Here is a 19,154-nt window from a genome sequence, read left to right on the forward strand (position 1 = left end):
GGGTAGCGTGCCCACGGCCCGCCTCGCCCGAGGCGCGGTCGCGACCGGCGAGAGGACGAGGACCCCATGGCGCAGGAGCACACGGAGCACAGGGAAGGCACGGAAGGCACGGAGAGTCCCGAGAACGCCCCCGGCGCGATCGTCTCCCGTCCCGTGGGCCGCGTCGTCGGCGGGCGGGGCGAGGTGCGGGACGACGAGTGGGGGGACGTCGAGTCGGTCGTCCGCCTCGACGCGGAGGCCTTCGGCCCCGAGGCGCTGGCCGGGCTGGACGCCTTCTCCCACCTGGAGGTCGTCTACCACTTCGACCGGGTGAGCCCCGACGCCGTCGAGACCGGAGCCCGGCACCCGCGCGGCAACGAGGAGTGGCCGCTGGTCGGGATCTTCGCCCAGCGCGGCAAGAACCGCCCCAACCGCCTCGGCGTCTCCCGCTGCCGCCTGGTCCGCACGGACGGCCTGGACCTCCACGTGCGGGGCCTGGACGCGGTCGACGGCACGCCGGTCCTCGACATCAAGCCGTACATGACGGAGTTCGGCCCCCAGGGCCCCACCACGCAGCCCGCCTGGGCCGACGAGATCATGCGCCACTACTACTGATCCGGAGCGCGCCCTCCGGTCTCGCCGCGCACGAGGCCCGATCGTGCCCGGCACCGTCCGCGCCGCCGGGAAACGGCGCGGGCCGGTCACGGCGCCCGTGCGGCGGCCACCCGGACCGGACGATCGGCCGGCCGCCACGGGGCGGGTTTCCTGCGGCCACGGCCTGTTCGGACCGCCCGGCAGGGCGTGCCGCGGCGCGGCCGGTCCGGGCCGCGGGCTCGTCAGCTCCTCGGTCTCGCGGCGCGGGCCACGACCAGGAGGAAGAGCCCGCACGCCGACACGACGATCCAGCCCGGCCGGGTCGCGGCGGCGAGACCGGCCGGGGCGGTGCCCACGACCAGCCCGCCGGCGACGGCGATGCCGACCGCCACGCCGACCTGGCGCGAGGTGGAGGTGATCGCCCCCGCCACTCCGGCCCGGGACGGCGGCAGACCGCCGACCGCTGTGTTCGTCAGGGGGGCGTTGGCGAAGCCGAAGCCGATGCCGATCAGCAGGAAGGCGAGCAGGATCCGCCAGACGCTCGTGTCCCCGTCCAGGCCCGTGAGGCAGAGACCGCCGGCCGCGGTGAACCCGCCCGCCAGGACCAGCGGGCGCCGGGGCCCGACGCGGCCCACCAGCACGCCGGACCAGGGCGCGCACAGCGTCGCGCCGAGCGCCATGGGCAGGGTCGAGGCGCCGGTCGCGAGCGGTGTCCAGCCACGGCCCTGCTGGAGGTAGAGGGTGCTGAGCAGCAGGGTCATGTTGAGGGCGACGAAGACCGCCGTCGCGCCGAGCACCGCGGTGACGAACGGCGGGCGGCGGAACAGGCCGAGGTCCATCAGGGGCTCCTCGCGCCGGAGTTCGACCCGGACGAAGCCGGCCGTGGCCGCCGCGGTCAGCGCGTAACCGGCGAGGGCCACGGGCGACGTCCAGCCGATGCGGGGGCCTTCGATGAGGAGGCCGACGGTGAGGCAGAGCACCAGGGTGAGGAGCAGCTGGCCGGGCAGGTCGAGGCGGCGGGCGCGCTCTCCGCGGGACTCCGGCACGAACAGGGCGACCAGGACGAGGGCGAGGACCACCACCGGCGCGTTGATCCAGAACACCGAGCGCCAGCCGAACGCGGCGATGAGCACCCCGCCGGTGACCGGGCCCGCCGCCATGCTCAGCCCGAAGACCGAGGCCCAGACGCCGATCGCGCGGGCCCGTTCGCGAGGGTCGGGCATCGCGTTCACCACGATCGCCAGGGCCACCGGACTCAGCATCGAGGCGCCGATCCCCTGCACGGCCCTGGCCGCCACCAGCACGCCGAGCGACGGGGCGAGGGCGCACACGAGGGAGGCCAGGCCGAAGACGAGCAGTCCGCACCGGAAGACCCGGCGGCGCCCGAAGCGGTCGGCGAGGGCGCCGGAGACGATGAGCAGACTGGCCATGACCACGGTGTACGCGTCCACGACCCATTCGAGGCCGCGGGTGCCCACGTCGAGGCCCCGGCCGATCTCGGGCAGTCCCACGTTGACGATGGTGGCGTCGACGCCGACCAGGAACATGCTGAGGGCACAGACCGCCAGCACCGTCCAGCGGCGGCGTGAGCTCAGCGGGGCGGGTGGAGCGGCGGTCAGGGATTGCGTGGACATGCGAGTTCCCCCTTCGACGAGACCGGACGCCGCCCAGACTCGGACCGGGGAAGGGGAAGTGGCAAAGAACTTTGCGGATATCGCAAAACCAAGCGCTCGGCGGGCGCCGAGGGAAAGGGGCGCCTGCTCAGACGGCGGTGAAGAGGTCTCCGGGAGCGTCGTCGAGAACGAAGCCGTTGTCGAAGCGGACGCGGACCGTCAGGCGCAGCTTCCGTTCCCGGTAGGCGGTCCACGCCGGTTCCAGCGAGCCGACCTGCTCCTCCAGTTGCCGCCTGCTGGCCGGAGGCATCTGGTGGCCGAAGTCGTCGAGGAGCGACTTGAGACGCTCGTACTCGCGGACCTCCTGGCTCTGCGGCCGGTCCTCGTCCAGCCGCTCGACGGTGCCCTCGACGCCCGCGGCCAGAGCCAGGAACCCCGCCCCGGCCCCCTCCTCCGCCGGGGCTTCGCCCGCGGGGACCACCCGGCCCAGCCTGAGGTCCTCCGTCAGCTTGACCCGCAGGCCCTCTTTCAGCGTCATCGGTCCTTCGTCTCCACGGTGTCGGGGTGCCATTATCCGATCCTGAGGCCGTCCCGGTTACCCCCGTGGCCCCGTACGGGTGGACTCGCCGCGCACGCGCCGTACGGGAGCGCCGCCGCCCCCGCTCCCGGTGGTGATGATGCCCCTCCTGAGGCTGTGATCCCGAGCCCGTGACCCGGAAGAGGCACCCCCACATGCGACGTACCCCCTCCCGCCGGCTGTTCGCCGCGACGCTGCTCGTGGCGTCCGTGCTGGCCCCCGTGGCGGCCACGCCCGCCGCGGCCGTCCACGCCGTGAGCGCCGTCGGCGTCGGTGTGCACGGCGAGGACGACTGCCCGCAGGGCGGACTCGGCCCCGAACTCACGGCCCGGCTCGACCGCGCCATCGAGGAGGTCCGCAAGCAGGCCGGCATCCCCGGCGTCGCCGTCGGCCTGTGGATGCCGGGCAGGGGAAGCTACGTCCGCGCGACCGGAGTCGCCGACAAGGTCACCCGCGAGCCGATGACCACCGACGGCTTCGTCCGCATCGGCAGCGAGACCAAGACCTTCACGGTCACCGCCCTCCTGAAGCTCGTCGACGAGCACCGGATCCGCCTCGACGACCCCATCGCCCGCTACGTCCGCGGAGTGCCGAACGGCCACCGGATCACCCTGCGGCACCTCGCCGAGATGCGCAGCGGCCTCTTCCCGTACACCTCCGACCCCGGCTTCATCCACGACCTGCTCAGCGACCCGCAGCGCTACTTCACCCCGGAGGAGTCGCTCGCCTACGGCTTCAAGCACAAGAACACCTTCGAGCCGGGGGCGAAGTTCGAGTACTCGAACAGCAATCTCGTCCTGCTGGGCCTGGTCGTCGAGAAGGTCAGCGGCCGGCCGCTGACCGAATTCCTCCGCGACCGCGTGCTCCGCCCGGCCCGCCTGCGCCACACGTTCCTCCCGGCCGGGCCCGAGTTCCCCGAGCCGCACCCCCGCGGCTACACCGACCAGACGCTCAGCGGCGCGGTCGTGGACTCCACCGACTGGAACCCCAGCTGGGCCTGGGCGGCCGGGGCGATGATCTCCGACCTGCACGACCTGCGCCGCTGGGCGAAGATCCTGGCCACCGGCGAGCTGCTCAGCCCCGAGACGCAGGCGCAGCGGCTCAGGACGCTGCCGACCGGCCACCCCGGCCTCAGCTACGGCCTCGGCATCTTCGACGCCAACGGCTGGATCGGGCACAACGGCTCGATCCCGGGGTACGAGACGGTGACCGTCCACCTGCCCGAGCGGGACGCGACGCTGGTCATCATGATCAACACGGACATCACCAGCCAGGGCCAGGAGCCCTCCACGCTGCTCGCCCGCGCGATCACGGCGATCGTCACCCCGGACCACGTCTACGACGGCGCGGTCCAGCCCCGCTAGGGGGTGTCGATTGCGGCCGCCTGCCCGAGACTGGGGGGAAGAGGTGGTCTCGTCGAGCGGTACGAGGAGGTGGGCCGGTGTCCAAGGACGCCGACGACAGTACGGGGGAGCGGCCGCCGCCCCCTGGCACCCGGTTCGTCGTCCGGGGCCGGCCCGGGACGCCCGCGGCGGTGGCCGTCCTCGAACTGGGCGGCGAGCTCGACCACGACACGGCCGGCCCGCTGCGCCGGGCGCTGGACGAATGCGCCGGGGCCCCGCGGGTCGTCGTGGGCTGCTCCGGCCTGACCTTCTGCGACTCGACCGGTCTGAACGAGCTGTTGCGGGCCCGCGCGCGCCTGCGGGAGACGGGCGGGCGCCTGGACCTCGCCGGACTCCACCCGCCGGTGGACCGGATGTTCGCCATCACCGGGGCCCGGACGGTCTTCCGGGTGTACGCGGACGCGGCCGAGGCGCTGGCCGACGAGGACGCCGGGACGGAAGGCGGGGGAGACGCCCATGGCTGACGGTGACGGCGAGGGCGGCCCCCCGGACCAGGTCCGCAGGCTGGTGCTGCACGGGACGCGCGGCGTCGTCTCGCGCTGCCGGGACTTCACGGCGACGGCCCTGGCCGACTGGGGGTGGCTCCCCGCGGACAGCGAGGAGGCGGGGGAGCGGGTCGAGGACGTCCTGCTCCTCGTCTCGGAGGTCGTCACCAACGCCTGCCTGCACGCCGGCGGTCCCGAGGAGTTCGTCCTGCGGCACGGGCGGGGGCGGCTGCGCGTCGAGGTGCACGACGCCAGCCCGGAGCATCCGCGGGTGCGGGTGCCCCGGTCCCCCGCGCTGCCCGGCGGGCACGGACTGATGCTCCTGGACCTGCTCGCCGGCGACTGGGGCAGCCGGGACAAGGGGCTGGGGGCCGTGGGCAAGGTGGTCTGGCTGGAGGTCGACCGCCCTCCCCGGAGGAAGCCGGACGAGCCGGATTAGACCCGGCGGGGGCGGGCAGGCGCCGGACGCGGGGGCAGTCGCGTCCGGACGGAGAGGAGCGGGTCATGCCGCGCGGATCGAGCGCCAAGCGGGAGCGGCAGTACGAGCACATCAAGGAGAGCGCTCTGGCCCGGGGCGAGAGCGAGGAGCGCGCCGAGGAGATCGCCGCGCGCACGGTGAACAAGGAGCGGGCGCGGTCCGGCGAGGCGAAGACCGCGAGCAAGAGCTCGACGCAGGACATGTCCTCCTCGCGCCGCGGCGGCAAGCGCTCGCACACCGGCTCGCAGGGCCCGACCTACGACCAGCTCTACGCCGAGGCGCAGCGCCGCAACATCCACGGCCGGTCCTCGATGGACAAGGCCGGACTGAAGCGCGCCCTGGGCGAGTAGGGGCGGCTCCGGCCGGTCGCCCGGACCTCCCGGCCGCTCATCGGGTCCGGGGCCGCCCCGGAGGTGGCCCCACGACGCCCCGGACGACGCCGAGGTCCACCAGGTCCTGGGGGCGCAGGCGCAGCTGGTCGGCGGTGGTCGCGGCCTCTTCGGGGACCCGTTTGAGGATGGCGGCGGCGGCCTCGGGCGCGATGACGGAGAAGTAACCGTCCGGCGTGGCCCAGGTGTTGCCCGGGGCGGCGAGGGCCAGGGCGCCGCCGGAGCCGCCCTCGCCGATGAGCAGCGAGGTGAGCGGGGTGCGGGCGGAGGCGACGGCGGCGAACAGGTCGGCGATCGCCGTCCCCGCGCCCGCGCGCTCCGCCGCCGGGTCGTTGGCGGCGCCCGGGGTGTCCACCAGGGTGAGCACCGGGATGCCGAGCCGGTCGGCCAGGCGCACGAGGCGGGCCGCCGTGCGGAAGCCGGCCGGCCGGGTCGCGGTGCCGTCCTGGGCGGCGTAGGCGACGGTACGGCCGTCGGGGAGCCGCCCGAAGCCGCACCGCATGCCCGGGTCGACGCCTCCGCAGCGGTCGCCGGAGATCTCCTCGCGCAGGGTGAAGTGGGCGTCGAGGTACGCGGCGGCCCGGGGCCGGTCCGGATGCCGGGCGCGCGCCACCGCCTCCCGGCCGCTCGCGGCGGGCGACGTCCCGGGGTCGCCGAGCGCGTACGGCGGCGGAACGGGCCCCTCGGCGGGCCGGACGAGCAGCGACAGCCAGCGCCCCAGGGTCTCCCGCAGCGCGGCGGGCGGCACGATCGCGTCGAGGTGACCGTGGGCGAGCTGCGCCTCGGCGGTGTACGCCGCCGGGTCCGCGTCCGGCGGCCGTACGCGGGAGCCGGCGAAACCGACCTGGGCGCCGGGCAGGGCGAGGACGACGTCGGAGCCGGCTCCGAGCGTGGCCCAGCCGCCGCCCGTCGTCGGATCCCGCAGGACGGCGATCTGCGGAAGCCCGGCGGCCCGGGTGGCCTCCGACTCGCGGGCCAGGTACTGGAGTTGCAGGAGGGCGCGCATGCCCTCGTGCATCCGGCTGCCGCCGGTGGCAGGGAGGACGACCACGGGCAGCCGCCGGGCCCGGGCGAGGGCGTGGGCGGCGGTGGCCCGCGCGCCCGTCCGCTCCCCGAGGGACCCGCCGAGGAACCGGAACTCGAAGGAGATCAGCACCGCCGTCACCCCGCCCACCACGCCCGTGCCGCAGACCACCGACTCGGTCTCGCCGGTGCGGTCGGCGGCGCGGGCGTGCGCGGCGGAGTAGCCGGGCCAGCCGATCGGCCCGTCATCGGTCAGGGGGCCTTCCGCGAAGGGGAGTTCGCTGAAGTCGTCGGTGACGAGGGCGATCGCCTCGCGTGCCGTCGTCGGGTCGCTCATGCGGGCCTCGCCGCTCGTCGCCGGAGTGTGCGGACGGATGGTGCGCTGCTGCACCTCCACCCTACCGTCCGGTAGCCGTCAGCCGTCAGCCGTCAGCCGTCCGGTACGAACCCCGGACGGCGGGCGATCCGCCGTCGGTCGGCCTCCCTGCCGAGGCGGAAGCCGACCACCCGCATGGCCTCCGCCCACTCCCGTGTGGTCCGCGCCGGGGCCGGGGGCTCCCGTACGGCCGTCGGCGCCGTCGCGGCGGACCTGGCGGCGGCGACCGCGCTCGTCCAGGGCTCCCTCGCGGAGGCCGGCGCCGCCCGTGCGGCGGCGCCGGCCTCCGCGGGCGGGCCCGATCCGGCGGCCCTGGAAGCCGTCGCCGAGCGGATGGGCGCGCTCGGTCCGCACCTGTACGCGGCCGAGGCAGCCGGAGCCTGGCGCCGGGACCGCGCGGCGGGCGCCGCGAGGGCCGCCGCCCGGGCCCTCGCGCTGTGCGGCCGGTGCCAGGAAGCGGCCACCCCGTGCTCGCCGGGGCCGCTCAGCGCCCGGGAGCGGGACATCGCGCCCGATGGCCGCCCGCGGCCGTACGAGCCGGGAGGTCGCCGAGGCGTACGTCCTGTCCGCGCGGACCGCGGAGGACCGCCTCGGCGGGATCTGCCGCAAGCTCGGCGTCGGCGTCGGCGTCGTCGGACGGGCGGACCTGGCGGACGACCTCCTCGCCTGACCGCCTGACCGCCTGACCGCCTGACCGCCTGACCGCGCCCGACCGTCCCGGAGCCTGACCGGCGCCGTGCCGACGGCACGCCGCCGGTCAGGCCAGGACGCCGCTCCCGTGCGGGGCGTACAGGTCGAGGAGACGGACCCGGGTCACATGGAGGCGGTGGGCGAGGATCGACCCCACCCAGAAGATGACCGAGGCGCCGAACTCCGTGTCCGAGTGGCACATCGACCGCACGGCCGGGGCGTCGAACTCGTACGCCCGGACCGGCGTCATCGCCTCGGCCCCCGACTGGCACAGGTACGGCGGGAACAGCCAGGAGAGCCCGACCAGCTCGCCGTGGCGCAGGGTCTCGATCACGGGCGCTCCCCGGCCCGGCACCTTCGCGTCGAGGGTCACCGCGCCCGTCTTCACGATCCAGAACCGGTCCGCGTGCTGCTGCTCCTCGAACAGGCGGTGACCGGACTCGAAGTACACGTCCTCGGCGAAGGCCATCAGTCGCTCCCGGTGCTCCGGCGGCAACGTGCTGACCTTGGGGGCGGCGCTGCTCATGGCGGGTCCCTCCTCGCGCACTCGGCTCCCACCCCCAGTGTGGGCCCGACCGCCGCCCCGCGCAGGCTCCGGACCGTCCGGCGGAGCCGTCCCCGGACCGGCGTCCCGCAGCGTGCCCGTGCGCTCACCCTCCGCGCGTCCCCCGCCCGGAGTGCGCCGGACGGGTGGAGGGCGGAGCATGAACCTGGGAGGGAGCGGCAAGCGGGGGGCGTGACCCAGGAGGGTGCCATGCCCGTCCCGGACGGCGGCGACGCGCTCGTCGTACTGCGCGGGGTCGACAAGCACTTCGGAACCCTGCACGTCCTCCGGTCCATCGACCTCACGATCCACCGCGGCGAGGTCGTGGTCGTCATCGGGCCGTCCGGCTCGGGGAAGTCGACGCTGTGCCGGGCGATCAACCGGCTGGAGACCATCGACCAGGGCGAGATCGTCGTCGACGGGCGGCCGCTGCCCGCCGAAGGACGCGAACTGGCGGCCCTGCGGGCCGACGTGGGCATGGTCTTCCAGTCCTTCAACCTCTTCGCGCACAAGACGGTGCTCGACAACGTGACCCTCGGGCAGATCAAGGTCCGCAAGAAGGACCGGAAGAAGGCCGAGGAGAGGGCCCGCGCCCTCCTCGACCGGGTCGGCGTCGCCTCGCAGGCGGACAAGTACCCGGCCCAGCTCTCGGGTGGTCAGCAGCAGCGCGTGGCGATCGCCCGCGCGCTCGCCATGGACCCGAAGGTGATGCTCTTCGACGAGCCGACCTCGGCCCTCGACCCGGAGATGATCAACGAGGTCCTGGAGGTCATGCAGCAGCTGGCCCGGGACGGCATGACGATGGTGGTCGTGACCCACGAGATGGGCTTCGCGCGCTCCGCCGCCAACCGCGTGGTCTTCATGGCCGACGGACGCGTCGTCGAGGAGACGACCCCGGACGAGTTCTTCAGCAACCCGCGCAGCGACCGGGCCAAGGACTTCCTCTCCAAGATCCTCCACCACTGACCTGTCAGCAGCCCCAGGGGTGATCCTCATGAACCCGCTCAGGACCAGCAGGGCCGTCGTGGCGGCCGCCGCGGCCGTCGTCCTCTCCGTCACCTCGGCAGGATTCGCGAACGCCGCGGCCGGCGCGCCCCGAGACCACGGCGACGGCGACAAGATCACCGTCGGCATCAAGTTCGACCAGCCCGGCATCGGCCTGAAGACCCCCGACGGCACCTACACCGGCCTCGACGTCGACGTGGCGACCTATGTGGCCAAGCAGCTCGGCCACCAGCCGTCCGACATCGTGTGGAAGGAGGCCAAGAGCGCCGACCGCGAGACGCTGCTCCAGCGCGGCGACGTGGACTTCATCGCGGCCTCGTACTCGATCAACGACAAGAGGGCGGAGAAGGTCGACTTCGCGGGTCCCTACCTCCTCGCCCACCAGGACGTCCTGATCCGGGCGGACGACGACTCGATCAAGAAGCCGTCCGACCTGAACAACAAGAAGCTCTGCTCGGTCACCGGCTCGACCTCCGCGCAGAACGTCAAGGACAAGATCGCCCCCGACGCCCAGCTCCAGGAGTACGGCGGCTACTCCGAGTGCCTGACCGGACTGGAGAACGGGGTCATCGACGCCGTCACCACCGACGACTCGATCCTCGCCGGGTACGCCTCGCAGCCCGAGTTCAAGGGCAAGTTCAAGCTCGGCGGCTTCAAGATGAGCAACGAGAACTACGGCATCGGCGTCCAGAAGGGCAGCGACCTCAAGGGCAAGATCAACACGGCCCTGGAGAAGATGGTCGCCGACGGCTCCTGGGAAGCGGCGGTCAAGAAGAACCTCGGCCCCGCCGGCTACCAGAACGAGCCCGCCCCGAAGATCGGCGTCGTCGTCCAGTGAGCAGGCCGCCGTGTTCGACTTCCTCCAGGGGTACGACCTGCTCGGAGCCTTCTGGGTGACGGTGCAGCTCACCGTCTACTCCGCGATCGGCTCCCTCGTCTGGGGGACGCTGCTGGCCGCGATGCGCGTCAGCCCCGTCCCCCTCATGCGGGGCTTCGGCACCGCCTACGTCAACATCGTCCGCAACATCCCCCTCACCGTCATCATCGTCTTCACCTCGCTCGGCCTCTTCCAGACCCTCGGCGTCACCCTCGGCGCCGAACGGTTCACCACCATCAACTTCCGGCTCGCCGTCCTCGGCCTCACCGCCTACACCAGCGCGTTCGTCTGCGAGGCCCTGCGCTCCGGCATCAACACCGTCCCCCTCGGGCAGGTCGAGGCCGCCCGCGCCATCGGCCTCAACTTCACCCAGGTGCTACGGCTGATCGTGCTCCCGCAGGCCTTCCGCTCCGTCGTCGGCCCCCTCACCAACGTCCTCATCGCCCTCACCAAGAACACCACCGTCGCCGCCGCCATCGGCGTCGCCGAAGCGGCCCTGCTGATGCGCGAGATGATCGAGAACGAGGCCCAGCTCATCCTGATCTCCGCGATCTTCGCCGTCGGCTTCCTCTGCCTCACCCTGCCCACCGGCCTCTTCCTCGGCTGGGTGGCCAAGAAGGTGGCGGTGAAGCGGTGAAGGACACACCGACGGTCCTCTACGACGTCCCCGGCCCGCGCGCCCGGCGCCGCAACATCCTGTGGACCGTGCTGTTCCTGCTCGCGTTCGCCGCCGTGATCTGGTGGGTCGTGGCGAGCCTCGCCGACAAGAACCAGCTCGAATGGTCCAAGTGGGCACCCTTCTTCACCGACGCCCGCGTCTGGGAGACGTACATCCTGCCCGCCCTGAAGAACACCGTGATCGCCGCCGCGCTCGCCATGGTCATCGCCCTGCCCCTGGGCGCGCTCCTCGGCATCCTGCGGCTCTCCGACCACCGGACCGTCCGCGCCGCGGCCGGCACCGTCGTCGAGTTCTTCCGGGCCATCCCCGTCCTGATCCTGATGCTCTTCGCGAACGCCGCCTACTCCGAGTTCACCGACATCAGCCCGGACACCCGCCCCCTGTACGCCGTCGTCACCGGCCTCGTCCTCTACAACGCCTCCGTGCTCGCCGAGGTCGTCCGCGCCGGCATCCTCGCCCTCCCCACCGGCCAGACCGACGCCGCCAAGGCCATCGGCATGCGCAAGGGCCAGACCATGGCCCACGTCCTCCTGCCGCAGTCCGTCACCGCCATGCTGCCCGCCCTCGTCAGCCAGCTCGTCGTCATCGTCAAGGACACCGCCCTCGGCGGCGCGATGCTCGGCTTCTCCGAACTCCTCGCCTCCGTCCGCCCGATGAGCGCCAACTACGGCGCCAACACGATCGCCTGCTTCACCGTCGTCGCCGTGATCTTCATCGCCCTCAACTTCGCGCTCACCACCTTCGCCTCCTGGCTCGAACGCCGGCTGCGCCGCGGCAAGAAGTCCACCGGCGCCGTCGTCGGAGCCGAGGCGGTGGAGGAACTGGCGACACCGGGCGAGCACCCCGACACGCACTGAGACCCGTACGGGTGACGCGGCCCGTCCAGGCGGCCGGGCATGCCGAAACACCCACCATGAACGCCACCGGCACCCCGCCCGCGCCGCACCACGAACCCACCCGCACCGACCGCCTCCTCGCCGCGCTCGGCGGCCTGGTCTCGGCGTACGTCTCCCTGGCCGTCGCGGACCTCGTCGCCTCCCGGGTACGCCCCGAGGCGAGCCCCGTCCCGGCCGTCGGCGGCGCCGTCGTCGACCGGACCCCCGCCGCCGTCAAGGAATGGGCCATCCGCGCCTTCGGCGAGAGCGACAAGACCGTCCTCCAACTCGGCATCGTGCTCGTCCTCGCCCTCCTCGCCCTCGCCGTCGGACTGCTCGCACTGCGCCACCGCCCGCTCGGCACGGCCGTCGTCGCCGCCTTCGGCCTCCTCGGGGCCCTCGCCGCCGTCACCCGCCCCGACTCCGACACCGCCCTGGACGCCGTCCCCTCCCTCGCCGGAGCCGCGGCCGGCGCGCTCCTCCTGTACGTCCTGACCGGCCGGCTCCTCACCCCCCGGCCCGGCACCGCCCGGGCGGACCGGCGCGGCTTCCTGATCGTCGCCGCCTCCACCGGCCTCGCCGCGACCGGCGCCGCCGCCCTCGGCCGCGCCGCCGGCAGCCCCGTACAGGAGAACGCCGCAGCCTCCCGTGCGGCCCTGCGCCTGCCCCGGCCCGATTCCCCCGCGCCGGCCGTGCCCGCCGGAGCACAGCTCGACGTCCCCGGAATCAGCCCCTTCGTCACCCCGAACCACGACTTCTACCGCGTCGACACCGCGCTCGTCGTCCCCCGGGTCGATGCCGACCGCTGGCGGCTGCGCCTCCACGGCAGCGGCGTCCGCGCGGAACGCACCCTCACCCTGCGGGAGCTCACGGCCCGGCCGACGGCGGAACGGGACATCACCCTCTGCTGCGTCTCCAACGAGGTCGGCGGCTCACTCGTCGGCAACGCCCGCTGGCTCGGCGTCCCCCTCGCCCCCCTGCTCCGCGAGGCCGGCGTCCGTCCGCCCTCCGAGGGCGGCCCCGCCGACCAGCTGGTCGCCCGCTCCGTCGACGGCATGACCATCGGCACCCCCGTCGAAGCCGTCATGGACGGCCGCGACGCCCTCCTGGCCTTCGGGATGAACGGCGAACCCCTGCCCTTCGCCCACGGCTTCCCCGTCCGCATGCTCGTCCCCGGCCTGTACGGCTACGTGTCGGCCTGCAAGTGGATCGAGTCGATCGAGCTCACCACCTTCGACGCGTACGACGCCTACTGGGTCCCGCAGGGCTGGGCGGCGCAGGCCCCCGTCAAGACGCAGTCCCGCATCGACACCCCCCGCCCCTTCGCCCGACCCGCCGCCGGCACCGTCATGGTCGCCGGGGTCGCCTGGGCCCAGCGCCGCGGCATCCACCGGGTCCAGGTACGGATCGACGACGGCCCCTGGCAGGACGCCCGGCTCGCGGCCGAGGACAGCGCCGACACCTGGCGCCAGTGGGTTCACCCCTGGACCGCCACCCCCGGCCGCCACACCCTCACCGTCCGCGCCACCGACGGCACCGGCACCACCCAGCCGGAACACCGCACCGGCACCATGCCCGACGGAGCCCAGGGGTGGCACTCGGTCGACGTCACGGTCGAAGGGGCGTGACGCCGGCCGGGCGGCGCGCGGTCAGAACCAGTGCAGGCAGTGCGGGGTGCGGTCACCGCGGAACAGGGCGTCGGCGAGGACCGCCGCGCCCGGGCGGTGGGCCCGGACGTGTCCGGCGCGCACGAGGGTGCTCGGGGCGGTGCCGCCGAGGTAGACCGCGCCCAGGTCCCGCACGTCCAGGGAGAGATCGGGCTCCCGGTCCGTCGGGACGCACTCGGCCTTGCCGTCCCGGACGGTCAGCAGGTACCGGCCGTGCTCGCCGAGGAACGGGTCGTCCACGTCGAGGACGAGCTCGCCGTCCGAGAACCAGCCGCGCGCGGTCAGCGCCCCCGGGACGTCGAGCAGCCGCACCCAGAGCCAGTCGTCGGGGCTGCCCACTTCGCCGGCGCGGAGGTCCGCGAGCTGCAGGCGCAGCGGGTGCTCCGGCGGGACGTGCTTCAGCACGACCGTACTGACCAGGTCGTGTTCCAGCACGAACCGGGCAAGGGCCGTGAAGACGGCGTCGTCGGTGGCGATCGTCTCGTCGGCGGTCAGGGTGCGGTCGTCGCCGACGGCGTAACTGACGTAACCGTCCGGGATCCCGTCGGCGTCCCGGTGGACGGCGACGTGACGCGGCGCCGGAGCGATCGGGGGCTGCCCCGCCCGCAGGGCCCACCAGCGGTGCGGCCGGGACAGGGCGCCGGGCTGCGCGCGGCGGTACCGGTCGTAGACCTCTTCGAGGACCTTCGCGCAGTCGGCGCGCCGCAGCACCTCGATCGAGCCCGTGTCCGCGCCGTCCGCCGTCCCGCGAGCTCGGGGAACGGCGAGCGCGGCCCGCCTGCGCGGCACGGTCAGCCGCTGCGTGAAGGTCGCCGGACCGTAGCCGAACCTGCCGTAGATCGTGGCCTCGGAGGCCAGCAGTACGGAGAGGAGGTCCCCCCGGGCCCGCAGCTCGGTGAGCTGGTGCCGCATCATCGCGCCGAGCACGCCCCGGCGTCGGTGCGAGGGCAGCACGCCGACGGCGGTCACCCCGCCCACCGGGACGAGGGCCCCGCCCGGCAGGGTGAGCTCGAAGGAGTACGAAGCGGCGGTGCCGACGGGCCGCCCGTCCTCCGCCAGGGCGAGCAGGCCGCGCTCCATCTCGAACGCCGACCACCAGACCCCTCCACCGTCCTCGGCCGGCGTCTCGGGGAAGAGCCCGAACGCGGTGTGCAGCGTGTCGAGGAAGACCTCGTGGTCCTGGTCGGTCGTGGGGCGGATCTTCATCGGTACTGCTGCCTCCCGGAACACCGGCGCCACCGTCCGTGGCGCCCCCGCACAGTGCAGCCGCGCCCCGCGACCGGGTCAAACGAATTACGGCCGGTCCGGAACGGAGATCGACAGCGTAACGAACCGGCTCGGCCCGTCCGTTCGGGCCGCGCATGAGGGAGACTGCTCCCGTGCGTGGACATCTGCCGGACGAGAACCCCGGTTTCGTGGGACGCCGCACGGAACTGGAGCGCGTGTCCGCCGCTTTGGCGGACCACCGCCTCGTCACCGTGACCGGCGTCGGGGGAGTCGGGAAGACCCGGCTCGCGCTGCGCGCCGCGCACCGCGCCGCCGACGGACACCCGGACGGCGCCTGGTGGACCGACCTCGCCCAGCTGGACGGCGAGCGGCTCCTCGTCCCGCTCGTCGCCGACTCCGTCGACCTCGCCGACCACACCCCCGGCATGGCCGGCACCGGGCTCGGCCGCCGCCTCGCCGACGACCGGCTGCTCCTCGTCCTCGACTCCTGCGAGCACCTCGCCGAACCCTGCGCCCGGCTCGTCACCGAACTCCTCGCCGCCGCCCCCGGACTCACCGTCCTCGCCACCAGCCGCCGCCCCCTCGGCGTCCCGGGGGAGCGGGTCGTCGCCCTCGACCCGCTGCCGCCCGCCGGACGCGACGCCCTGGAACTCCTCCGCCGGGCCGCCGGCGAGGACTTCCCCGCCGCCGGGCCCGCCGGCGAGATCTGCGTACGCCTGGAGGGCATCCCGCTCGCCCTGGAGCTGGCCGCCGCGCAGATCCGCCTCCAGGGCGCCGAAGCCGTCCGCGACCAGCTCGGCACCCGCCTCGACGCCCCGCCGGCGGCCCGCTTCGACCTGCTCGCCCACCCCGAGCGGGTCTGGCCGAGCCGCCACCAGACCCTGCGCGCCGCCATCGGCTGGAGCCACGAGCTGAGCACCCCCCTCGAACGCCTCCTCTGGGCCCGGCTCTCCGTCTTCCGCGGCCCCTTCGACCTCGCCTCCGCGACCGCCGTCTGCGCCGGCGGGCCCCTGGACCGCACGACCCTGCCCGACGCGCTCGACGGACTCGTCCGCTCCTCCGTGGTCCGCCCGCCGGACGCCGCCGGCAGACTCCGCATGCTCGACACCATCCGCGAGTACGGGGCGACCTGGCTGGACCGCACCGGCGAGACCGCGACGGTCGCCGAACGGCACGCCGCCCACTTCCGGGATCTGGCCCGCCGGGCCGAGACCGCATGGCACGGCGCCCGCCAACTCCGCTGGTACCGGACCGTCGACGCGCACCACACCGACCTGCGCACCGCCCTGGACCGGCTGCTGCGCACCGATCCCGACGCCGCCCTCGACCTCGTCGGCTCCGTCGCCTTCGCCTGGTCCTGCCGGGGCCGCCTCCACGAGGCCCGCGACGGCCTCGAACGGGCCCTCCTCCGCAGCGGGACCCGGGGCCGCGCCCGCGCCCGCGCCCTGTGGGCCCTCGGCGTCACCCTGACCCTGCAGGGCGAGTCCGGCGCCGCGCAGGAGGTGAGCGAGCGCTGCGCCCGCGAGGCCAGGTACACGGAACACGTCGAGTCCCCGCCCCACGAGGGGGCTCCGCCCGGCGACCGCGGCCGGCCCGGCGACCTCACCCTCGACGCCGCCGCCCTCGCCGGACTCCTCGCCCTGACCACCGGCCGGCCCATGGCCGCGTACGTCGTCGTGGACCACGTCCTCGACGCCGCCCGGGGCGGCCCCGCCGACTCCGCCGCCCTGCTCCGCTGCCGGCTCGTGCGGGTCTTCGCCCTCACCGGCCTCGGCCGCCTCGCCGAGGCCCGGGAGCGGGCGCTCCGGCTGCGCGCCCGGTGCGAGGAGCTCGACGAGCACTGGACCCGCACCGCCCTCGAGTACCAGCTGGCCCTCACCGGCCTCCTGGAGGGCGATCCGGCGGCCGCCTCCGGCCACGCCCGCGCCATGCTCGAAGGCACCCGCAGCCTCGGCGCCAGCCTCGGCGTCGCCCTCGGTCTCGACGTCCTCGCCACCGCCCTCGCGGCCGCCGGGGACGGCGAGCGCGCCGCCGACGTGAGCGGCACGGGCGAGGCGTACTGGCGCTCCACCGGCCAGCCCCGGCGCGGCCTGCTCGGCCTGCGGGCCCTGCACGAGAAGTACGCGGACACCGTCCGCGCGACGATCGGCGAACCCGCCTACGAGGAGATCTTCGTCCGCGCCCTCACCGGCCTCCCGCAGGACGGCCTCGACCGCGCCCTGGGCGGCCCCCGGCAGGACTGACGGGGCTTGACGTGCCGGGCCCCCCGCCCCGGCGCACCATGGGGGCATGGACGGATCCCTGAGTGGTCTGAGCGACATCAGCACACCGGGACGCGTGGCCGGCCCCGAGGAGGGCGTCACCGCGCAGGAGCTCGCCCTCGCCGCCCGCAACCACGGGCTGCCCCTCGAAGCCCTGCGGTACGACGTCACCCCGCCCGGACTCCACTACGTCCTCGTGCACTACGACATCCCCGCCACCGAGGCGGACGGCTGGCGGCTCACCGTCGGCGGCCGGGTCCTGCGGCCGCTCGACCTGGACCTGGCGGCGCTCCGCGCCCGGCCCGCCGTCACCCGCCGGGTCACCCTGGAGTGCGCCGGGAACGGCCGGGCCCGGCTCACCCCCCGCCCAGTCAGCCAGCCCTGGCTGGTCGAGGCCGTCGGGACCGCCGACTGGACCGGCGTCCCGCTCGCCGCGCTCCTCGCCGAGGCGGGCATCGCGGAGGACGCGGCCGACGCGGTGTTCACCGGCGCCGACCACGGGGTCGAGCGGGGCGTCGAGCAGGACTACCGCCGGAGCCTGCCCCTGGCCACGGCCGCCGACCCCGCCCGGGACGTCCTCGTGGCGTACGCGATGAACGGCGCGCCCCTGCCGCCGCAGCACGGCAGCCCCCTCCGGCTCGTCGTCCCCGGCTGGTACGGCATGGCGCACGTGAAGTGGCTCCACGACATCACGCTCACCGACACCCCGTACACCGGCTTCCAGCAGAGCGTCGCCTACCGCCTGCGCCAGGAGGCGGACGAACCGGGGGAGCCCGTCACGCTCATCGCGCCCCGGGCCCTGATGGTGCCGCCGGGCTTCCCCGACTTCATGTCCCGCACCCGCGTCGTGCGCCCCGGCCCCGTGCCGCTCACCGGCCGCGCCTGGTCCGGGCACGGCCCGATCGCCCGCGTCGAGGTCAGCGAGGACGGCGGGGCGGCCTGGACCGACGCCGAGACCGAACGGGACCCTGCGCACCCCTGGGCCTGGTCCGCCTGGCACACCACCTGGAACGCGACGCCGGGCCTGCGCCACCTGACCGTGCGGGCCACCGACGCCGAGGGGAACGTCCAGCCGCTCACCGCCCCGTGGAACCGCGGCGGCTTCGCCAACAACCTGGTCCAGCGGGTCGAGGTCCTGTGCACCCCGGACGGCCCGGCCCCGTCCGCCCCCTCCTCCCGGGACGCGTCCATGACCCCGGCGGGCGGCGCGTAGAGTCGACGTCGGTGCACCCCGTACCAGCGGGTACACCGCCGACCGACCCTGACGAGGAGACTTCCGTGACCGACCCGGCGTCCACCGCCCTCCAGCAGCAGATCGCCCGGGACCTCCAGGTCGCCGACACCTTCGACCCGAAGGCCGAGATCGAGCGCCGGGTGGCCTTCCTCACCGAGCGGCTCACCTCCACCGGACTGCGCTCGCTGGTCCTCGGCATCAGCGGCGGCGTCGACTCCACGACCGCCGGCCGGCTCTGCCAGCTCGCCGTGGAGCGGGCCCGCGCCGCCGGCCACGACGCCACCTTCTACGCGATGCGCCTGCCGTACGGCGTCCAGGCCGACGAGCACGACGCCCAGACCGCCCTCGGCTTCATCCGCGCCGACCGGGTCCTCACCGTGGACGTCAAGGCGGCCAGCGACGCGGCCCTGGAGGCCTGCCTCGCCGGCGGGACGACCTTCCGCGACGCCCACCACCAGGACTTCGTGCAGGGCAACATCAAGGCCCGGCAGCGGATGATCGCCCAGTACGCGGTCGCCGGCGCCCACGACGGTCTCGTGGTCGGCACCGACCACGCCGCCGAGGCCGTCTCCGGCTTCTTCACCAAGTTCGGCGACGGCGCCGCCGACGTCGTCCCGCTGACCGGCCTGACCAAGCGGCGCGTCCGCGCGATCGCCGACGAACTGGGCGCGCCGACCGAGCTGGTGTGGAAGACCCCCACCGCCGACCTGGAGACCCTCGACCCGGGCAAGGCCGACGAGGACGCGCTCGGCGTCACCTACGACGACATCGACGACTTCCTGGAGGGCAAGCCGGTCGCGGAGGACGCCTACGCCACGATCGTCCGCCGCTACGAGCTCACCGAGCACAAGCGGCAGCTGCCCATCGCCCCCTGAGCGCCCGCCGGCGGGGCCGGGCCGTCCCCGGACGGCCCGGCCCGGGGCGACCTCCACCGCGCCGGCGACGGGGAAGGGGCCTGTCCCGGAACACCCGCGCCGTGTGATCCACTGTCCGCGCGGGGGCGTACCGAACAGGAGCAGGAGCAGCGTGACCACCTACCGGCAGCCGGGCCTCGTCCTCACGGACCACCGCTTCCCCGTCCCCCTCGACCACGCCCGCCCCGACGGCGAGCGCATCGAGGTCTTCGGCCGCCCGGCGAGCCCCGACTGCAGGCGCTGCGCCCGGTCGAAGGCCCGGAC

20 protein-coding genes are annotated in these 19,154 nt (G+C 74.6%); 14 read left to right on the forward strand and 6 right to left on the reverse strand.

Annotated elements, in window-relative coordinates; genetic code table 11:
• Positions 1-66 precede the first annotated feature (66 nt).
• Positions 67-594: an SAM-dependent methyltransferase gene (locus tag K7G60_RS27470; protein ID WP_225803636.1), complete on the forward strand. Its 528-nt coding sequence runs from the start codon at positions 67-69 to the stop codon at positions 592-594.
• A 221-nt stretch (positions 595-815) separates the two neighbouring features.
• On the opposite strand, the gene K7G60_RS27475 is transcribed toward K7G60_RS27470, so the two are convergent.
• Together K7G60_RS27475 and K7G60_RS27480 are read right to left on the reverse strand one after the other, a co-directional pair.
• Positions 816-2,207 carry an MFS transporter gene (locus tag K7G60_RS27475; protein WP_225803637.1) on the reverse strand — a complete coding sequence of 464 codons (1,392 nt, stop codon included), beginning with the start codon at positions 2,205-2,207 and terminating at the stop codon, positions 816-818.
• 127 nt (positions 2,208-2,334) lie between these two features.
• Positions 2,335-2,724 (reverse strand): hypothetical protein, encoded by a 390-nt coding sequence (locus K7G60_RS27480; protein ID WP_225803638.1) that lies wholly within the window; start codon positions 2,722-2,724, stop codon positions 2,335-2,337.
• 194 nt (positions 2,725-2,918) lie between these two features.
• Here K7G60_RS27480 and K7G60_RS27485 point away from each other — a divergent pair, with 194 nt between their 5' ends.
• The 4 genes from K7G60_RS27485 (at position 2,919) to K7G60_RS27500 (ending at position 5,479) form a co-directional block, all read left to right on the forward strand.
• Positions 2,919-4,127 (forward strand): serine hydrolase, encoded by a 1,209-nt coding sequence (locus K7G60_RS27485; RefSeq protein WP_225803639.1) that lies wholly within the window; start codon positions 2,919-2,921, stop codon positions 4,125-4,127.
• A 77-nt stretch (positions 4,128-4,204) separates the two neighbouring features.
• On the forward strand, positions 4,205-4,630 hold the full coding sequence (locus K7G60_RS27490; protein ID WP_308082363.1) for an STAS domain-containing protein: 426 nt from the start codon (positions 4,205-4,207) through the stop codon (positions 4,628-4,630).
• Positions 4,623-5,090, forward strand: a complete 468-nt coding sequence (locus K7G60_RS27495; protein ID WP_225803640.1) for an ATP-binding protein — start codon at positions 4,623-4,625, stop codon at positions 5,088-5,090. Before K7G60_RS27490 ends, K7G60_RS27495 begins: the two co-directional genes overlap by 8 nt.
• A 65-nt stretch (positions 5,091-5,155) precedes the next feature.
• Positions 5,156-5,479 carry a plasmid stabilization protein gene (locus tag K7G60_RS27500; RefSeq protein WP_225803641.1) on the forward strand — a complete coding sequence of 108 codons (324 nt, stop codon included), beginning with the start codon at positions 5,156-5,158 and terminating at the stop codon, positions 5,477-5,479.
• Positions 5,480-5,516: 37 nt separating this feature from the next.
• Here the strand turns inward: K7G60_RS27500 and K7G60_RS27505 are convergent, their stop codons facing one another.
• Together K7G60_RS27505 and K7G60_RS27510 are read right to left on the reverse strand one after the other, a co-directional pair.
• Positions 5,517-6,878 carry a carboxyl transferase domain-containing protein gene (locus K7G60_RS27505; protein WP_225803656.1) on the reverse strand — a complete coding sequence of 454 codons (1,362 nt, stop codon included), beginning with the start codon at positions 6,876-6,878 and terminating at the stop codon, positions 5,517-5,519.
• A gap of 92 nt (positions 6,879-6,970) precedes the next feature.
• On the reverse strand, positions 6,971-7,423 hold the full coding sequence (locus tag K7G60_RS27510; RefSeq protein WP_225803642.1) for a hypothetical protein: 453 nt from the start codon (positions 7,421-7,423) through the stop codon (positions 6,971-6,973).
• An 8-nt stretch (positions 7,424-7,431) separates the two neighbouring features.
• Between K7G60_RS27510 and K7G60_RS27515 the strand changes: the two genes are divergently transcribed.
• Complete coding sequence (locus K7G60_RS27515; RefSeq protein ID WP_225803643.1) at positions 7,432-7,587, forward strand: hypothetical protein; 156 nt, start codon at positions 7,432-7,434, stop codon at positions 7,585-7,587.
• 87 nt (positions 7,588-7,674) lie between these two features.
• Here the strand turns inward: K7G60_RS27515 and K7G60_RS27520 are convergent, their stop codons facing one another.
• On the reverse strand, positions 7,675-8,133 hold the full coding sequence (locus K7G60_RS27520) for a Crp/Fnr family transcriptional regulator (protein ID WP_225803644.1): 459 nt from the start codon (positions 8,131-8,133) through the stop codon (positions 7,675-7,677).
• A 228-nt stretch (positions 8,134-8,361) separates the two neighbouring features.
• On the opposite strand from K7G60_RS27520, the gene K7G60_RS27525 reads away from it, so the two are divergent.
• Genes K7G60_RS27525 through K7G60_RS27545 form a run of 5 tightly spaced genes read left to right on the forward strand, consistent with a single transcriptional unit; the run spans position 8,362 to position 13,215 of the window.
• Positions 8,362-9,117, forward strand: coding sequence for an amino acid ABC transporter ATP-binding protein (locus tag K7G60_RS27525; RefSeq protein WP_225803645.1), 756 nt, complete (start codon positions 8,362-8,364; stop codon positions 9,115-9,117).
• A gap of 28 nt (positions 9,118-9,145) precedes the next feature.
• Positions 9,146-9,994, forward strand: coding sequence for a glutamate ABC transporter substrate-binding protein (locus K7G60_RS27530; RefSeq protein ID WP_225803646.1), 849 nt, complete (start codon positions 9,146-9,148; stop codon positions 9,992-9,994).
• Between the two features lie 10 nt (positions 9,995-10,004).
• Entirely contained in the window at positions 10,005-10,670 is a 666-nt protein-coding gene (locus K7G60_RS27535) for an amino acid ABC transporter permease (protein WP_225803647.1), read from the forward strand.
• Positions 10,667-11,569, forward strand: coding sequence for an amino acid ABC transporter permease (locus K7G60_RS27540; protein WP_225803648.1), 903 nt, complete (start codon positions 10,667-10,669; stop codon positions 11,567-11,569). Before K7G60_RS27535 ends, K7G60_RS27540 begins: the two co-directional genes overlap by 4 nt.
• Before the next feature lie 56 nt (positions 11,570-11,625).
• Positions 11,626-13,215: a molybdopterin-dependent oxidoreductase gene (locus K7G60_RS27545; RefSeq protein WP_225803649.1), complete on the forward strand. Its 1,590-nt coding sequence runs from the start codon at positions 11,626-11,628 to the stop codon at positions 13,213-13,215.
• Positions 13,216-13,236: 21 nt separating this feature from the next.
• Here K7G60_RS27545 and K7G60_RS27550 read toward each other — a convergent pair whose 3' ends face one another.
• The gene (locus K7G60_RS27550; RefSeq protein WP_225803650.1) at positions 13,237-14,460 is read right to left on the reverse strand and encodes a GNAT family N-acetyltransferase; all 1,224 of its coding nucleotides are present in this window, start codon (positions 14,458-14,460) and stop codon (positions 13,237-13,239) included.
• Positions 14,461-14,615: 155 nt separating this feature from the next.
• Between K7G60_RS27550 and K7G60_RS27555 the strand changes: the two genes are divergently transcribed.
• The 3 genes from K7G60_RS27555 to nadE all read left to right on the forward strand — a co-directional run bounded on the left by K7G60_RS27555 (position 14,616) and on the right by nadE (position 18,851).
• Positions 14,616-16,724, forward strand: coding sequence for a regulator (locus tag K7G60_RS27555; RefSeq protein WP_263986389.1), 2,109 nt, complete (start codon positions 14,616-14,618; stop codon positions 16,722-16,724).
• A gap of 46 nt (positions 16,725-16,770) precedes the next feature.
• The gene (locus K7G60_RS27560) at positions 16,771-17,955 is read left to right on the forward strand and encodes a sulfite oxidase (protein ID WP_225803652.1); all 1,185 of its coding nucleotides are present in this window, start codon (positions 16,771-16,773) and stop codon (positions 17,953-17,955) included.
• Positions 17,956-18,020: 65 nt separating this feature from the next.
• Complete coding sequence (gene nadE, locus K7G60_RS27565) at positions 18,021-18,851, forward strand: ammonia-dependent NAD(+) synthetase (protein WP_225803653.1); 831 nt, start codon at positions 18,021-18,023, stop codon at positions 18,849-18,851.
• Positions 18,852-19,154 lie beyond the last annotated feature (303 nt).

It is taken from the genome of Streptomyces sp. NK15101, assembly GCF_020400725.1.
Lineage (GTDB): Bacteria > Actinomycetota > Actinomycetes > Streptomycetales > Streptomycetaceae > Streptomyces.

Bases quoted from the DNA above. Each gene is read 5' to 3' on its own strand.
- K7G60_RS27495 (WP_225803640.1), top strand. From the start codon at position 4,623: ATGGCTGACGGTGACGGCGAGGGCGGCCCCCCGGACCAGGTCCGCAGG.
- K7G60_RS27550 (WP_225803650.1), bottom strand. From the start codon at position 14,460: ATGAAGATCCGCCCCACGACCGACCAGGACCACGAGGTCTTCCTCGAC.
- K7G60_RS27505 (WP_225803656.1), bottom strand. From the start codon at position 6,878: ATGAGCGACCCGACGACGGCACGCGAGGCGATCGCCCTCGTCACCGAC.
- K7G60_RS27545 (WP_225803649.1), top strand. From the start codon at position 11,626: ATGAACGCCACCGGCACCCCGCCCGCGCCGCACCACGAACCCACCCGC.
- K7G60_RS27470 (WP_225803636.1), top strand. From the start codon at position 67: ATGGCGCAGGAGCACACGGAGCACAGGGAAGGCACGGAAGGCACGGAG.
- K7G60_RS27480 (WP_225803638.1), bottom strand. From the start codon at position 2,724: ATGACGCTGAAAGAGGGCCTGCGGGTCAAGCTGACGGAGGACCTCAGG.
- K7G60_RS27475 (WP_225803637.1), bottom strand. From the start codon at position 2,207: ATGTCCACGCAATCCCTGACCGCCGCTCCACCCGCCCCGCTGAGCTCA.
- K7G60_RS27485 (WP_225803639.1), top strand. From the start codon at position 2,919: ATGCGACGTACCCCCTCCCGCCGGCTGTTCGCCGCGACGCTGCTCGTG.
- K7G60_RS27500 (WP_225803641.1), top strand. From the start codon at position 5,156: ATGCCGCGCGGATCGAGCGCCAAGCGGGAGCGGCAGTACGAGCACATC.
- K7G60_RS27555 (WP_263986389.1), top strand. From the start codon at position 14,616: ATGAGGGAGACTGCTCCCGTGCGTGGACATCTGCCGGACGAGAACCCC.
- K7G60_RS27510 (WP_225803642.1), bottom strand. From the start codon at position 7,423: ATGTCCCGCTCCCGGGCGCTGAGCGGCCCCGGCGAGCACGGGGTGGCC.
- K7G60_RS27520 (WP_225803644.1), bottom strand. From the start codon at position 8,133: ATGAGCAGCGCCGCCCCCAAGGTCAGCACGTTGCCGCCGGAGCACCGG.
- K7G60_RS27515 (WP_225803643.1), top strand. From the start codon at position 7,432: ATGGCCGCCCGCGGCCGTACGAGCCGGGAGGTCGCCGAGGCGTACGTC.
- K7G60_RS27530 (WP_225803646.1), top strand. From the start codon at position 9,146: ATGAACCCGCTCAGGACCAGCAGGGCCGTCGTGGCGGCCGCCGCGGCC.
- K7G60_RS27560 (WP_225803652.1), top strand. From the start codon at position 16,771: ATGGACGGATCCCTGAGTGGTCTGAGCGACATCAGCACACCGGGACGC.
- K7G60_RS27525 (WP_225803645.1), top strand. From the start codon at position 8,362: ATGCCCGTCCCGGACGGCGGCGACGCGCTCGTCGTACTGCGCGGGGTC.